General features: G+C 35.8%; 10 protein-coding genes and 2 tRNA genes. 6 read left to right on the plus strand and 6 right to left on the minus strand.

The annotated features are described in order from the left end of the window. Nucleotides 1-5 precede the first annotated feature (5 nt). The 3 genes from secD to ACFIMU_RS00540 all read left to right on the plus strand — a co-directional run bounded on the left by secD (nucleotide 6) and on the right by ACFIMU_RS00540 (nucleotide 5,339). Entirely contained in the window at nucleotides 6-2,519 is a 2,514-nt protein-coding gene (secD, locus tag ACFIMU_RS00530) for a protein translocase subunit SecD (protein ID WP_375607183.1), read from the plus strand. A 99-nt stretch (nucleotides 2,520-2,618) separates the two neighbouring features. Continuing rightward, nucleotides 2,619-4,370: a YbaL family putative K(+) efflux transporter gene (ybaL, locus tag ACFIMU_RS00535; RefSeq protein ID WP_375607184.1), complete on the plus strand. Its 1,752-nt coding sequence runs from the start codon at nucleotides 2,619-2,621 to the stop codon at nucleotides 4,368-4,370. Between the two features lie 15 nt (nucleotides 4,371-4,385). Continuing rightward, complete coding sequence (locus tag ACFIMU_RS00540; protein WP_375607185.1) at nucleotides 4,386-5,339, plus strand: YbhN family protein; 954 nt, start codon at nucleotides 4,386-4,388, stop codon at nucleotides 5,337-5,339. A 1,109-nt stretch (nucleotides 5,340-6,448) separates the two neighbouring features. Here ACFIMU_RS00540 and ACFIMU_RS00545 read toward each other — a convergent pair. Beyond that, a tRNA-Lys gene (locus ACFIMU_RS00545) sits at nucleotides 6,449-6,524 on the minus strand. A gap of 436 nt (nucleotides 6,525-6,960) precedes the next feature. On the opposite strand from ACFIMU_RS00545, the gene ACFIMU_RS00550 reads away from it, so the two are divergent. Next, complete coding sequence (locus ACFIMU_RS00550) at nucleotides 6,961-8,529, plus strand: TerC family protein (RefSeq protein WP_375607186.1); 1,569 nt, start codon at nucleotides 6,961-6,963, stop codon at nucleotides 8,527-8,529. Between the two features lie 529 nt (nucleotides 8,530-9,058). On the opposite strand, the gene ACFIMU_RS00555 is transcribed toward ACFIMU_RS00550, so the two are convergent. From ACFIMU_RS00555 to ACFIMU_RS00575, 5 genes are all read right to left on the minus strand, one after another. Further along, nucleotides 9,059-9,343 carry a DUF6990 domain-containing protein gene (locus ACFIMU_RS00555; RefSeq protein ID WP_375607187.1) on the minus strand — a complete coding sequence of 95 codons (285 nt, stop codon included), beginning with the start codon at nucleotides 9,341-9,343 and terminating at the stop codon, nucleotides 9,059-9,061. A gap of 151 nt (nucleotides 9,344-9,494) precedes the next feature. Continuing rightward, nucleotides 9,495-9,740 (minus strand): hypothetical protein, encoded by a 246-nt coding sequence (locus ACFIMU_RS00560; RefSeq protein ID WP_375607188.1) that lies wholly within the window; start codon nucleotides 9,738-9,740, stop codon nucleotides 9,495-9,497. A 2,281-nt stretch (nucleotides 9,741-12,021) separates the two neighbouring features. Beyond that, complete coding sequence (locus ACFIMU_RS00565) at nucleotides 12,022-12,198, minus strand: YbfB/YjiJ family MFS transporter (RefSeq protein ID WP_375607189.1); 177 nt, start codon at nucleotides 12,196-12,198, stop codon at nucleotides 12,022-12,024. A gap of 53 nt (nucleotides 12,199-12,251) precedes the next feature. Next, nucleotides 12,252-12,419, minus strand: coding sequence for a YbfB/YjiJ family MFS transporter (locus ACFIMU_RS00570; RefSeq protein WP_375607190.1), 168 nt, complete (start codon nucleotides 12,417-12,419; stop codon nucleotides 12,252-12,254). A gap of 536 nt (nucleotides 12,420-12,955) precedes the next feature. Continuing rightward, a tRNA-Arg gene (locus ACFIMU_RS00575) sits at nucleotides 12,956-13,032 on the minus strand. A gap of 267 nt (nucleotides 13,033-13,299) precedes the next feature. Between ACFIMU_RS00575 and ACFIMU_RS00580 the strand changes: the two genes are divergently transcribed. Continuing rightward, nucleotides 13,300-14,073, plus strand: a complete 774-nt coding sequence (locus ACFIMU_RS00580; protein ID WP_375608554.1) for an NAD kinase — start codon at nucleotides 13,300-13,302, stop codon at nucleotides 14,071-14,073. A gap of 146 nt (nucleotides 14,074-14,219) precedes the next feature. After that, a complete protein-coding gene (locus ACFIMU_RS00585; RefSeq protein ID WP_375607192.1) occupies nucleotides 14,220-15,623 on the plus strand; it encodes a DEAD/DEAH box helicase in 1,404 nt (467 codons plus the stop codon). Nucleotides 15,624-15,638: the final 15 nt, after the last annotated feature.

Here is a 15,638-nt window from a genome sequence, read left to right on the forward strand (position 1 = left end):
ATATCATGCGTACACCTGGTTGGTTAACTACCCTTTATTGTTTTATTCTTTTAAGCAGCATTTATGTTGCCTTACCCAATTTATTTTCACACGAACAAGTTAACAACTCGAAATTTTTACCCAATACCCGTGTGGCACTTGGTCTTGATCTTCAAGGAGGCTCTTCTCTTCTGCTCGAGGTTGATAGCAAAACGTTAAAACGCGATCAATTACACATCGTTTTAAGCAATGTGCGCAATGTATTGCGTGAAAAACAAATCCGCACCTCAAGTGTGCGTATCGTTGAAGATAGCGTTATTGCCCTTATTTCTGACCCATCGCAAACTGAAAAAGCACTCTCTGCTTTGAAAACATTAATAACCCCCATACACAGTAGCTTTGGCACAACAGAACATAACATCACGATCAGTACTCAAAATGAAACTCTCCGCGTCACATTAACAGAAGCTGGTATAAAAGACCGTATAAGCAATGCTATTGAACAAAGCTTAGAAATCATCCGGCGCCGTATAGATCAAGTTGGTGTTTCAGAACCAGCCATCCAAAAGGTCGGAAATGACCGTATTATGGTCCAATTGCCTGGACTACAAGATCCAAAACAATTACGTGATCTTTTAGGAACAACTGCCAAAATGAGTTTTCATCTTGTTCCTTCTAACGTGGATCCCAATAATCCACCGATAGGTGTTTCAATTCTTCCTGGATATACTGATGAAACGCAACGCTATGCAATTTATGATCAAATTGCTTTAGATGGAAATGTCCTGAAAGATGCCCGTGCTGGTTTTGATCCACAATTGCCAGGACGTTCTATGATTTCATTTACTCTAGATTCGGCTGGTGCAAAAATATTTGCCGATATAACACGACAAAATATTAACCGTCCTTTTGCCATTGTTCTTGATAATAAGGTTTTAACCGCTCCTACCATCAATAGTGTTATTCCCAATGGACAAGGTCAAATTACAGGAAACTTTGACCCCAAAGAAGCCTCAACTCTGGCTGCTCTGCTCCGCGCTGGTTCCCTCCCCGCACCACTCACCGTCATTGAAGAAAGAACCGTAGGTCCAAATCTTGGCGCTGATGCCATCCAAATGGGGCTTTATACCGGCATAATTGGCTTTATTCTCGTTGCAATTTTTATTTTTCTTCTCTATCGCATTTGGGGACTCATTGCGAATATAGCACTAGCCCTCCATACGATTTTAACATTTGCTGCACTAAGTCTCCTTGGAGCTACGCTTACGCTGCCCGGTATTGCTGGTATTATCTTAGGCATCGGTATAGCCGTTGATGCCAATATTCTCATCAATGAACGTATTCGCGAAGAAAGTCGAAAAGGCGTAAGTGCTTTTGCAGCTCTAGATCGTGGATTTAAACAAGCTTTTGCAACCATTGTTGATGCAAATGTTACAGCCATTATAGCCACTGTTTTACTATTTTGGTTTGGCACAGGCCCAGTTCGTGGTTTTGCTGTAACAATGTTGCTTGGTATTATCATCTCCATGTTTACAAATATCACCATTGTGCGCATCATCATGATTTGGATCGTTCGTAAATGGAAAATTAAAAAACTGCATATTCATTCTGCTTTCAACATCATGCCACAAAACACAACTTTCCACTTTATGAAAGCACGTTTCATTGGTATTGGCGTCTCAATTGTTTTATCAATAGCTTCAGTTTTTCTCTTTTTTAAGCCTGGCTTAAATTTCGGAATTGATTTCATTGGCGGCAGCCAAATGAGTATTACCACGAAAGGACCAGCAGATCTAGCAACCCTGCGTTCCAAGCTTTCTACTCTTAATATTGGTGAAGTTACCTTGCAAAATATTGATAACGAAAATACCGTATTAATTCGCATGCAGAAACAAAGCGGTGGCGAAGCACAACAAACCACCGCCATTGATAAGGTCAAAACAGCTGTACAAAATATCTATCCCGATACCACATTCGATCAAATAGAAGTTGTTGGTCCAAAAATTTCAGGCGAGCTTGCCACAGCTGCTTTTACTGCTGTTATTCTTGCGGCTATTGCCATGTCTCTCTATATATGGTTACGCTTTGAGTGGTTCTTTGCCATTGGAGCCATTGTCACACTCATTCTAGACACCACAAAAATGATTGGCTTTTTTGCTTTATTTCAATTTGATTTTAATTTAACAGCCATTGCTGCGCTCTTAACAATTGTTGGATATTCTATAAATGATAAAGTTGTCGTCTATGATAGGATGCGCGAAAATATGCGTCTTTTTAAAAAAATGCCGTTGCGTGAGCTGATTGATCTGTCAATTAATCAGGTTCTTGTACGTTGTTTTTTTACATCAGCCACAACAATTCTTGCGATGCTCCCCATGGCGATATGGGGTGGAAGTGCTGTTCATAATTTTGCATTACCCATGGTCTTTGGGATTATTATTGCAACATCATCCTCTATCTTTATTGCTGCTCCTATTTTGCTCCTGCTAGGAAATTGGTGGCGTGAGCGAAATAATCGTGCAAATATCAAAGTGAAATAAAAATGCCCTTTAATGCGTATGGTACATCTCGCCTCTCTTCTCATAGAAATATAGTCGTTTTCATTCATTCGCTTTTTGATCAAGAGTAGTAAATAATCCATGCTCCACGACACACCACTTATCACAACTATTGTTGCAGGCTTATGTTTAGCATTTCTCTTGGGAATGATTGCTAGCCGTTTACGTATTTCACCCCTTGTAGGCTATTTGTTAGCTGGTGTTATTGTGGGACCCAATACAGGCGGATTTAAAATAGATTCCGTCATCATTAATCAACTTGCTGAAATTGGTATTATTTTGTTGATGTTTGGTGTTGGGCTCCACTTTTCATTAAAAGACCTTTTATCTGTCAAAGCTATTGCTGTCCCCGCTGCTATTGCACAAATGGCATTTTCTACTTTTCTAGGTTTGTGCCTTGGTCTGATTATGGGATGGGGCTTTAGTGGTAGTTTGATCTTCGGTCTTGCTTTATCCATAGCAAGTACCGTTATCCTGCTACGTGCTTTGCAAGAGCGTCATCTTATTGAAACAGAAAAAGGACGCATTGCCGTTGGATGGTTGATTATTGAGGATTTAGCAATGGTCCTTATACTTGTCCTCATCCCTTCCTTGGCAAGTGCCCTCAGCAATACAAAAAAAGAAGCGTTGGATCCTCTTGTTCAATGGTTAGATTTAAGTATTTGGGGTATTTTTGGTCTCACCATCCTGAAAGTGATTGTATTTATCGCACTTATGCTTGTCATTGGGCGACGCGTTATCCCATGGCTTTTAAAAATGAGCGCACAATCGGGATCACGTGAATTATTTCGTCTTAGCGTCTTTGCTATTGCATTAGGAGTAGCTTTCGGAGCCGCTCATTTATTTGGAGTTTCTCTTTCTCTTGGTGCTTTTTTTGCTGGTATGGTCATGAGCGAATCAGAATTAAGCCACCGTGCTGCGGAAGAATCTTTACCACTGCGCGATGCTTTTTCTGTTCTCTTTTTTGTTTCTGTAGGTATGTTATTTGACCCAGAGAAACTCTTGACTCATTTTTTCCCACTCTTAGCAACCTTATTCATTATCGTAATCGGAAAATCTGCTGTTACCTTTTTCATCGTCAAGGCTTTTCGCTATTCTAATGCAACAGCTTTGACTATTTCTGCAAGCCTTGCCCAAATCGGAGAATTTTCCTTTATCCTTGCTGGTTTAAGTTTAAGCTTAGGACTTTTAAACAATGACGCTCATGATTTAATTCTTGGAGGAGCAATTTTTTCTATTTTGCTCAACCCTCTTGTTTTCATTGCCTGTAATAAAATTAAAAAACGTCTAGAAAAAAATTCTGTATCCTCACAAAATACCCAAACAATTATTGATATTGATCCACAAGATCCTGACCAAGATTTTTTACCGATGACCTTAAAAAATAACCATATCGTAATTATTGGCTATGGTCGTATCGGTAAGTATGTTGCATTATCTTTAATGAATAGAGGTGAACCTATAGTGATCGTAGAAGAATCAAAACGCCTCTCTGATAAAGCGATTGCAGATGGCTTTGAGGCTATTTGTGGCAATATCATTCAACAAGAAATAATAAACGCAGCAAATATAAATAATGCACATAAAGTTGTTATTACAATGCGAAGTACCATTGAAGTAGGAGAATGTATCGTGAATATCCGTGATATGAAGAAAGATATCCAGATAATCACACATGCATTATCCGATACAGAAACAACATATCTCATTGATTTAGGTGCTGATGTTGTAGTAACAGATGATGAAGAAATTGCCAATGGCATTATAGAGTATATAACAGAACGAAGATCTGTAAGGAATATGCTCAATCATGAAAATTTACAGAAAACATAAAATGGATACAGAATCGTGAAAATAAAGCAATTTATATGGCCATTGATTGGTATCTTAGCAATGCTGGTATCTATTCGAATTCTTTACATGAAGCTCTCTGCCATTTCATTTGGAGATGTATTGGAGCGTTTGAACAATTTAAATGCACAGCACTGGTTATTAGCCTGTTTATGTTCTCTCCTAGCTTATGCTGCTCTTGCTGGATATGATCGAATTGCCTTGCAACATCTAGGCCATAAAATTTCTTGGATTTTTATCGCTATATGTTCATTTACAACCTACGCTCTTTCACACAATATCGGTGCTTCAGTTTTTTCTGGTGCCGTTGTACGCTATCGCGCCTATAAAATGAAAGGATTAAACGGAACAGAAATCGCAATATTAGTAGGTTTTTGCTCTTTTACTTTTGTAATCGGCACAATCTTGCTTTTGGGAATCGTTTTGGTGCTGCAACCCGAAATTATCACCCTCATTCATAAAGAACTTCCTGAATGGCTCGGAACAACGGCTGGAGCAATTTTACTCAGCTGTATAGCACTTTATACGTTTGGCAGCTGGCTTCAGTTAAAACCCTTACGCTTGGGTAAGAAAATTCAACTTTCCTATCCACGGCTGAAAATTGTTATTCAACAGCTTCTCATTAGCCCTCTAGAGCTTTTAGGAGCAGCAGGAATTATATATGCTGTTCTCCCACATAACGCAGATATTCATTTTATCTCTGTTCTTGGTGTTTTTCTAGCATCTTTTACGATAACTCTTCTCTCTAATGCTCCAGCAGGAGGAGTAGGAGTTCTTGAAGCTCTCTTCATAACAGGCATGCCCAATATAAATCCAACTGATGTTATTGCAGCGCTTATTGTCTTTAGAATGTTTTATTTGATTATACCGCTCATCCTTTCATTATTTGTGGTCGTCATTTTTGAGGCGCGACAATATTGGAAAAGAGCCCCCAAAACACCACCGGAATAAATAAAAGGCTATCAATGACTTCTTTTTTGTGTACCTATAAAAGAACAAAACACCACCGTGTTGCCAGTTTACATATCTTTTTTAAGAAACCTCTCTCAACGCTCTTCTCCATTACACAACAATACCCGTAAATGGTATAATAGTAAAGCTATTGTTGCACCATCAACTTTATACTTAATAAAAGATCAAGCCTGCACCATTATACTATTTTTCCAATGTTATGATAACTTTTAGCACTTAAGAACATTAATAAGAATTATTTTTATGCCTTTCTTCAATAGTCTTTATCCACACGTTAATCCCATTTATAATCCCATTTATGATGTACAAATGAATGATTTTAATTAATTTATTATAAGAGGGATTGAAACAAAAGAAGTTTATGATAGTAAAGTTTTTTCAAACAAAGAATAATCAATTCTTTATAAATCAATATATTATAATGAATCTAAGTAGCTTTCTTAATATTTATATTTTTAGAGGTTTAGCTAACGGAAAGGCAGCATAGCGTAACCACACAGCTTAATATTTTAAAACTTTAAGCCTCATTAAAGTTTATTGTCTTTCGTTTAACAGGTATTAGCTTTAAACAATTAAACTGATATAATTTTATTCCTTGTATGTCCAGCTAAATACTTCATTTTATCTTTATTTACCCTCTTGGAATACTGATGATTATTACAGAAGTTTTTTGTTTAAGCGGGAGAGTTATCAAAAAATATCCACGCTGCTGACACAACTAAAGTGTAAAGTTGCTTCTTTCTTTAAACAATATGCTAAAAATCCAAAAAAATTTTAATCAATTTATATTAAAAGAAGTGAAAACTGTTGATTTCTATACTCCTTTAAATAAAACAATTGTCGGTAAGAAGCTTCTCCTTACCAATTGCAACTTAAAAAAAAGAAACAATACGCATTAAAAAATCTTTAAATGTCCTTTGAAAGTTCTTTGAGACCCCTAAAAAGTACAAAAACCGATGACTAAGCTATATCAACAATCTTTTTTTAAACAAACAGATATGGGGAAATCCTACTGCCCAATTTTATTTAGCAACTCGTACCTTAAAAAAATTACCCAATCAATAAGTTATTTACGGTATAAAATAAAATGGTGGGTGATGAGGGGATCGAACCCACGACCCGCTGATTAAGAGTCAGCTGCTCTACCGACTGAGCTAATCACCCATAAGCTTCTCAAAAGACGAGAATGAGCGTTTCTATAACGCTCCTAAGGATAGATGTCCAGATGTTTTGTTGTTTGTTATATAAACTCATTGTCTGTAAGGTTAAAAATATGATATTCACCACTTGATCTTATATAAAAATAAACCCATTATAAGAAGCTTTATAAATAAATGTTCTGATTGTTATACAGAACCTATAGTTAGAGGATTATCGAGCATAATGCCCGAGCGAAAATTAGAGGAACCTTCTTGTGGTTGTAAGCGGGATGGGGCATCATTTTGTTTTATCAACAATCACATGCATTCAAGCAATATTGTGCTGTTTTTTTCTTTGAATATAAGTTTTTTACATTCAATGTTCATGATCCAATATACGAATAAAAGCCTATGAATTTTTTTTGTCAATCGCGCGCTTTTAAGCTTCTAAAAGGTAAGGAATGATGGAATGGATCACTGATCCCCATGCGTGGTTTGGTTTGATCACGCTGGTTTTTCTCGAAATTGTTTTAGGAATAGATAACCTTATCTTTATTGCAATTTTAGCTGAAAAATTGCCACTGCATTTGCGTGACCGCGCACGCTTTATAGGTCTTACTTTAGCATTAATTATGCGGCTTTTCCTTCTTACCGTTATTGGATGGGTTATGAGACTCGATAGGGTAATTCTTTCACTTTCATCTTTTGTATTTAGTTGGCATAGCTTTATTTTAATCGGTGGTGGAGCCTTTTTGCTCGCAAAGGGAACGCTAGAATTACATGAAAGGTTAGAAGGAGTATCACATGAAAGAAAAACAGGTGTTGGTTATGCTGTTTTTTGGCAAGTAATCGTCCAAGTCGTGGTGCTGGATGCCGTTTTTTCACTAGACAGTATTATTACCGCAACAGGTATGATTGCAAAAGAGCAGGCAGCAGTTATGTATATCGCAGTCATAGCTGCTATGGGAGTAATGATGTGCGGATCTGGTGCTCTTATGCGTTTTATTAATCGTCATCCCACTATTGTAATCCTTTGTCTTGGTTTTTTGATGATGATTGGTTTTACTCTCATTGTTGAAGGATTTGGTTTTCATATTCCAAAAGGGTATTTGTATGCTGCTATTGGTTTTTCTGTTCTCATCGAAGCTTTTAATCAAATTGGACGTCGTAACCGTGAAAAAATGATTAAAACGAATGATCTACGCAGTAGAACAGCTGATGCTGTTTTGAGGCTCTTAGGAGGAGGAAGCAAAGATAATCACCTTGCTGAGACTGTAGATGTTATTGCTGAACAGGCCGCAGCTTCTGAGTTGTTTAGACCAGAAGAAAAGGAAATGATTCGTGGTGTTCTCGATTTAGCTGATCGCCCTGTTCGCTCTATCATGTCGCCGCGTAATGAGATTGAGTGGTTAGATTTAAATGCTGATGAAAATGAAATGCGTGAAGAATTACAAAAGTTTAAACATAGCCGCTTAATTCTTGCGCGTGAAAAAGTGGATGAATTTGTTGGCGTTGCATTGACAAAAGATCTTCTTTTGAATTTGGCTGAGGGAAAAAAGATTAATTGGAAAAAAGCTATGCGAGAACCCCTCGTTGTTCATGAAAACACAAGTGTTTTACGATTGATGGAGCAATTACGTCATTCTTCGATTCAGCTTGCAATTATTGTTGATGAGCATGGATCTTTTGAAGGAATTGCAACACCAACCGATATTCTTGAAGCTATTGCAGGAGACTTTCCTGATGACGATGAAGAACTCATGATCGCAGAACAACTTGAAAATGGCAGTCTTCTTGTTGAGGGATACGCTGATATCCGCCGTTTAAGTGGTTATCTTGGGCGTAACCTTGTGGATGAAGCAGATCGTTATACGACTCTGGCAGGCTTTATGCTTTGGCAGTTTGGTCATTTACCAAATGAGGGAGAAAGTTTTGAAACTGACGGTTTACACTTTAAAGTGATTGAAATGGAACGCAGAAACATATCTAAAATCCTTATTTCTCCGCTTGTATCACCAGAAAAAAGCTAATTCTTTTTATAAGAAAAATGAATAAAAAGATTTTTTTATGATTAAAAATTGAAAAGAATAAGCAATTGATAACTCAATTGCATTTCATTATTTTTATATTTTTTAAAGCGTAAAATAATGACATACAAAAGTTATATTATCAATGAACTTTCCATTATAAAAAATTTTCATTGATGATTGACGAAAAGCTGGAAGAGAGAAAATGGTGCAAAATTATTTGTCAATGGTCATTAATCTCAAAACAATGAATATATACAACATATTGATTTATAATAATTTTTTATTATGATATTACCTTCACATCAAGAAAGCCTCTTTCAAACATCAGATTTCCGCCAATGGATAAAATTCAACCATTGTTGAATTCACTCAACTGATGATGGCAGCTTTAAAACAGACTCTGGCTCCTATAATCTTTTTAGATCTTCTTGATATTTCTTAAGGAGCTATTCCTTATCTTTTGTTTCGATAAATGTAGCTATTTTTTTTCCTTCCAAGAATGAAACTCCACCTCTCTGGAAAACCCTTATTAAGAACTTTGTTTTTCTTCTAGATGACTCATATTTTTTGCTACTTTTTTAATTAAAGCGTAGCTGAGCTGCTTAGATTTCACTACTTCTTTGGCTAAAGCCAATGCACGTTCCAGATGAATCTGTTGGGTGTTTTCATCAAAGCCTAAATGATCCTCTGCACTGAAACTTTGATAATAAGATTGTAAGGGTGCAACATCACCCAATAAAGCCACTGCACCAATATGAAGTAAGCTATAATCTGCATCATCTACCTTGATAACCTTATGTGCCTCCAACTTCACTCTTTCGCCAAAGTGGTACTCCATATCTGGAATAAAAGCATTTATGAAGATCTATTTTTTCCATCGCCCATTTCAAGATATAATCAAGCTTAATTCCAACTAATCTGCATATATTTCTTCTTCACAAATTCTCAATCCCTTTTTATCAAAATCAAGTTGTAGATCTTGTAAATGCTGGTAATTGATAGGGATCAATTACCATGCAGGCAGCAGCTAAAATACCAGTACTAATCGAAACTCCAACATCAAATTGCCAATAATCTTTGATAATTGCGTCATTATAAAGAATTTGTACTTCACAATCTGGTAGTTGATAACGTGCGGAATAATTATCTACCTCTTTAATTTTTTCAACAGACCAATCAAGATTTTTGAAGAACACTGTTGCACTCTCCATGATTAAAAAGTTCTTTGCTCTACCTCAAAAGAGGTTGTATCCATATCAAAGTCAAAAGCGAAGCAGATTTTTGCAAACAAAAGTGATAACGCCGTGTACGAGAAGAATCTTATCAATAAGGTCTTTGGTGATTTCTTTTGCAACGTCTAAACGAGATGGAATCTTAATTCATAAAAAAATATAATAAAGTCAATAGATTGTGTGCAATTATTTTATATAAATCCCATTTAAAATCTACACTTTTATACGTGATTTAATTAACCATTTTTCATAAACAATTACCATGTATGGATAGACCATAAAAAGCAAATCATGATGCAAATGTTATAACGCATGTAAACATTCAAATGAAGTGAAACGCAGCTATCATTTATAACAGTTCATAAATTTTATGATACGTTTTTATCACACACAAATCGCATTATTAAAAACGTAATTGTTTGAAATAATCGATAATATAAATTGCATGCGTTTAAAAAATGGTATGGGGTTTACTCTTTTTTTGAGCTAAACCTTAAAAGAAACAGTCATTTGAAACTATCATAGAATAGGTTTTAATTCATTAAGGACACATAAAAGGATTTAAATACAAGTCGATTTTAAAGCGCTGCTTACTAAAAAGTTAGTCAATAATAAGCAGACATTATATAGATACTATCATCACAGCAGGTAATGAAATTAATAATGTTATGTCTTAGAAGTCAAAAGATTTTTAATGATATAACGCAGGCAAACAAGCAAAAAACGTTTTAAAAGTTACAGTTTAAAAATACGAAACCAAATGAAGTCCCCTCAAATTTGAGGATACTTATTAAGACAAAGATAAGTAGATAAATTTCAAAAGGATTGCAATCATATTACAAAGGCATGGGGTTTTACTCAATTTTGAGTCAAAAGCGACAATATTAAAGACTGCTCTATTCTAAAGTTAACGAGCTCGAATTTGAACTGATTAATTTTGCCAGCCCAAATATGGACCGGCTTATTTGCAGAGAAGTTACGTTTAAATGCAAAGTGAAAATACGCTTATGAGAACCTCACTAAATGAAAGTTTAAACGTTTAGAGACATAAAATGATATCTCTATAAAAACCTTTGAAACCTAGGTTTTATAACAGTTTAAAAGCCTTAGATTTTATAAAAAGTGGTTGTTTATTGTCTTCTGAAAAGCTGCTTTTAAAAACCAATGTTCGTAAATGTAAACAACGGATTTTGTTACAAATATTCACTTAATACGCACTTTCTCTTGATTGTCTTAATATGAACCTACCAAACGTTTTAAAAGAGACATTTTGATAATGTACTTTGTGTCAAATGACAACTTCAAAAATGAGAGCGTTATTCTTAATAAGTTTTATAGCCATACAAAAGTGTTTATAGGTTCTGTAATTCAAATGAGTGATTAAATATTATACCTATCATTTACGTTCCCATTGATCAGTTTTAATCAATAGAATAGAGCGTTTGCAATATGATACGTTTTGTATATATGCATTCATTATTGATTTCTTTTGTATGATCTGTAGTACCTCTATTTAAAAGCAGCGTCATATCAATTGGCACAGCTTTCTTTTATGATGCGTTTTAACCATCAAAGAAGCACCCTCCACGTCTGTCATTTATTCTGTTTATCAATCTTGATAACATCATCACTTTCATAAACCTCACAATTTATGGGAACCGAATATAAATCGCTATGTCTTTTTATTCTTGCATTGCCATATACATTACCTCTAATCACGATATAATCAGGAGATCTTGGCATTGCCATAAATAGAACCGTAGACCTTAGTATGACACCCCACGCTAGCATTGCCGTAAACCTTGCCTAACAACCGCATGATCATAAACCGCGGCAGTGTTATGAATACGTGCACTACCGGATAATTTTTCATTCCCATAAACCCGCGCATAATGATAAACTCATACGTTATAAGAAAGATGAGCATTGTCATAAACATGAACACCAAAATACACATGGGTTTTATCACATATAAGGGTATTGCCATTACACATAGCCACCAATGGCAGCATTGCCATAGCCCCTTATATTTTTATAAACACAACCAGATTTTACAACACAGACATTATCAGCAACCCAGCAATTACCATCATGAGAGAGATTGCTTTCATTTTCAATAAAAGCATCTAGATCGCCTTTTTTACATCACCAAAATCGTTTAAAGTACGAATGCGATATAAGATATATGACCAGTCACGAAATCTATTTGATTGGTCAATTCATATTTTGGGATGATTTTTTCTTATTAACAGGAGCGGTTTCATTTGCAATGGAAAAAATAACGGAGGTGTTTTTGTGATATAGTTGTCATATTCAAGCTAATAATAACATATTCATTACCTAGGAGAATACCAACTCCTACACCTGCATAAAGCGAAGAAATAATCCGCCCATTATGGCTATGCTGCGTGACCATAATAGAACCTAAAACCATCATTCACCAACAGCAAAACGGATCAAAAGAACTAAGTGTTAACGCCATGGAAATAATTAAGTGCACTCATTACTATAGCTGCACAAGATAGTATGCGAGGAGCAAAAGATATAATCCCAATTACTGCCAAACGTAAAGAATATACTCCCAACTAAATAACCACCATAATTAGCGTTCGGGATATAAGAAAGTTGATTAAAGCTAAACAATCCCTCATCCAACATAACTGGCAATATTGGTGTATAGAGAAATCACCAGATACCCATATCAAAACCATATCGAATACAGTATTTTGAAACAATTCAAACCTTGACGGTTGTCTTTCCCCCTTATTACTCCTTTAACTGGTGATATTCCTCATCTGCGTTCCATATCACCATAACAGCCTTTAACTCCCAAAATAGAAAAAAAGCAAATTTAGCTATTTATTTTAATGACCAGAACAATATATTTAGCGATCTACTATCAACATCGCCAGATCAGTTGTACAATAACATATTGAATTAATATGTATTTTTATATTATAAATATTTATAGTTAAATTGAAAGCACATTTAGATAATCTTGCTTTTTTATCTCGATGTTCAAAATGACTAAGCAAAAAATTATATACGCAACTGTAAAATTTTACTTCTCTTAAAATCATTTACTTATTCGCTAAAAAACTTAATGAACAACTCAAATGACCATTTTCATAAAGAGGAAATCTGCTTCTTTTTGGAGAATGTTGTTATTTAGGATGATATGAAATTGAAAAGTTTGGTGCACCCGACAGAATTCGAATCTGTGACCTCTGCCTTCGGAGGGCAGCGCTCTATCCAGCTGAGCTACGGGTGCTTAAAACCGATTATTAAAATTAGTTGTGATCTTTTAACTAATCATTCTCTTAGCTTCAATGCTAAATTACCATTCTAATAAAAAAATTACTTATTTGTAAATTATCTAACTACGCACCCCTTTTATTTTTCTACAATGATACTTTATCTTGAAAGAGCTTTTTTGTCTTCAACACTCGTTTTATTATTAAAAGAGCTTTTATTACAACTTCAAAACTTTCAAAAAATAAGTTACAATATAAACTGTAAGTATCAGGATAATTTCTAAATGATTACATTACCAAGTCGCTTTCATTTTGTTTCCGCAGAAACTGAGGAAGCTCTCAAAGCTACCCATAAATTAATTTCCGTTTATGGTCATTCTTCTCTGGAAGAAACTGATATTGTTGTTGCAATCGGTGGTGATGGGACAATGTTACAAACCGTACGGGACGTCATGAATACAGGCAAACCCATTTATGGCATGAATCAAGGTTCTGTAGGATTTCTTATGAATGAATTTCATGAAAAAAAATTACCTAATCGTATTGCTGTCGCTCATAGAAAAGAAATCCATCCCCTGCGCATGATTGCAAAAGCTGAATGTCAAGAATCTATTGAAGCTCTTGCAATTAATGAAGTATCTCTCTTTCGGCAATCTTATCAAGCAGCAAAAATTCGTATCACCATTGATAACAACGTGCGCATGGAACAATTAAATTGTGATGGAGTCCTCGTCGCTACACCGGCAGGATCAACCGCTTATAATTTATCAGCACAAGGACCTATTTTACCCCTTATGGCCCCCCTTATGGCTCTTACTCCCGTTAGTCCTTTTCGTCCTCGGCGTTGGCATGGAGCATTGCTTCCCAATACAGTAACAGTGCGCTTTGATATGCTTGAACCTGACAAACGCCCTGTTAACGCTGCTGCTGATAATGTTGAAGTTAAATCTGTCCATTCAGTTACTATTTCAATGGCAACAGAAGTAACAGCTTCAATCCTTTTTGACTCAAATCATTCATGGGATGAACGCATTTTATCAGAACAATTTCGCTATTAATGATTGTATTGTGCGTTTTATGTGTATATGGTTGTTATAGTTAGTTTTTTTGTGAAAGCATCTTAAAACTCTTTAAGAGTGGGGGATATTGGTTATACTCATCATTTAGATAGCAAAATTAAAATCACAGAGCAATTGATAAAAAAATGATACCATCTTTAAACAGTTTTGATGATTTAGGTCTTTCCGCAAAGGTTGTTAACGCTGTAAAATCAGCGGGATATACAACTCCAACACCTATTCAAAGTGAAACAATTCCTCACGTCCTTCAAAGAAAAGACGTTCTAGGAATCGCTCAAACGGGAACGGGTAAAACCGCCTCTTTCGTATTGCCTATGCTCACTCTCCTTGAAAAAGGTCGTGCAAGAGCACGAATGCCCCGTACGCTCATCTTAGAACCAACAAGAGAAATTGCAGCTCAAGTTGAAGAAAATTTCGATAAATACGGAATAAATCATCGTTTAAATGTTGCTCTTTTGATTGGTGGGGTATCTTTTGAACTCCAAGATCGCAAACTTGAACGAGGAGCTGATGTTCTTATAGCAACACCAGGGCGCCTTCTTGATCATTTCGAGCGCGGTAAATTGCTCCTGATGGGCGTTGAAATCCTTGTTATTGATGAAGCTGATCGCATGTTGGACATGGGCTTTATTCCTGATATCGAACGCATCTGTAAACTAACACCTTTTACACGTCAAACTTTGTTCTTTTCTGCAACAATGGCACCAGAAATTACAAAACTAACGAAACAATTTTTACATTCTCCAGTATCTGTTGAAGTTACAAAAGCTTCCTCAACAGCAACCACAATTACACAACGGCTTGTTAAATCTGGAAATAAATCATGGGACAAAAGAGCAGTTTTACGAGAACTTATCCAAAATGAAGGTGCCGAGCTTCAAAATGCTATTATTTTCTGTAATCGCAAGAGGGATATCTCTGAACTTCTTAGATCACTCATTAAACATAACTTTAATGTAGGTGCATTGCATGGGGATATGGACCAATATTCACGTATGAACACCCTAGCCGATTTTAAAAATAATAAACTTACACTTCTGGTTGCTTCTGATGTTGCAGCCCGTGGTCTCGATATTCCAGCCGTAAGCCACGTATTTAACTATGATGTTCCTACACATGCTGAAGACTATATCCATCGAATTGGTCGTACAGGGCGTGCAAATCGTAGCGGAAAAGCTTTTACAATTGTCACAAAAGCTGATCAAAAATATATCAATGCCATTGAGGAAATGAGTAATGAAAAAATTGAATGGCTCAATGGAGATCTCTCAACTTTAATAGCCGATGATCAAACAGAAGATATTGTTGTAAAGAAAAAGTCTTCAAAATCATCAAAGAAAACTGCTCCTAAAGAGCCTGTTGCTCACACTAAAAAATCTGTAGAAGAGAATAAAACAGAATATATCAAAAACGCAAATAATAAGGAGAAGCCATCTGAGCAACAACGCTCACGAAAAAATAAGAATTACACGCCCCTTGGATTTGGTGATGATATTCCTGCATTCATGCTCATAAAAACGCGTAGATAGACTCGTCCTTTACTC

The sequence above is a fragment of the Bartonella sp. AC70YNML genome (genome assembly GCF_042196545.1).
GTDB lineage: Bacteria > Pseudomonadota > Alphaproteobacteria > Rhizobiales > Rhizobiaceae > Bartonella.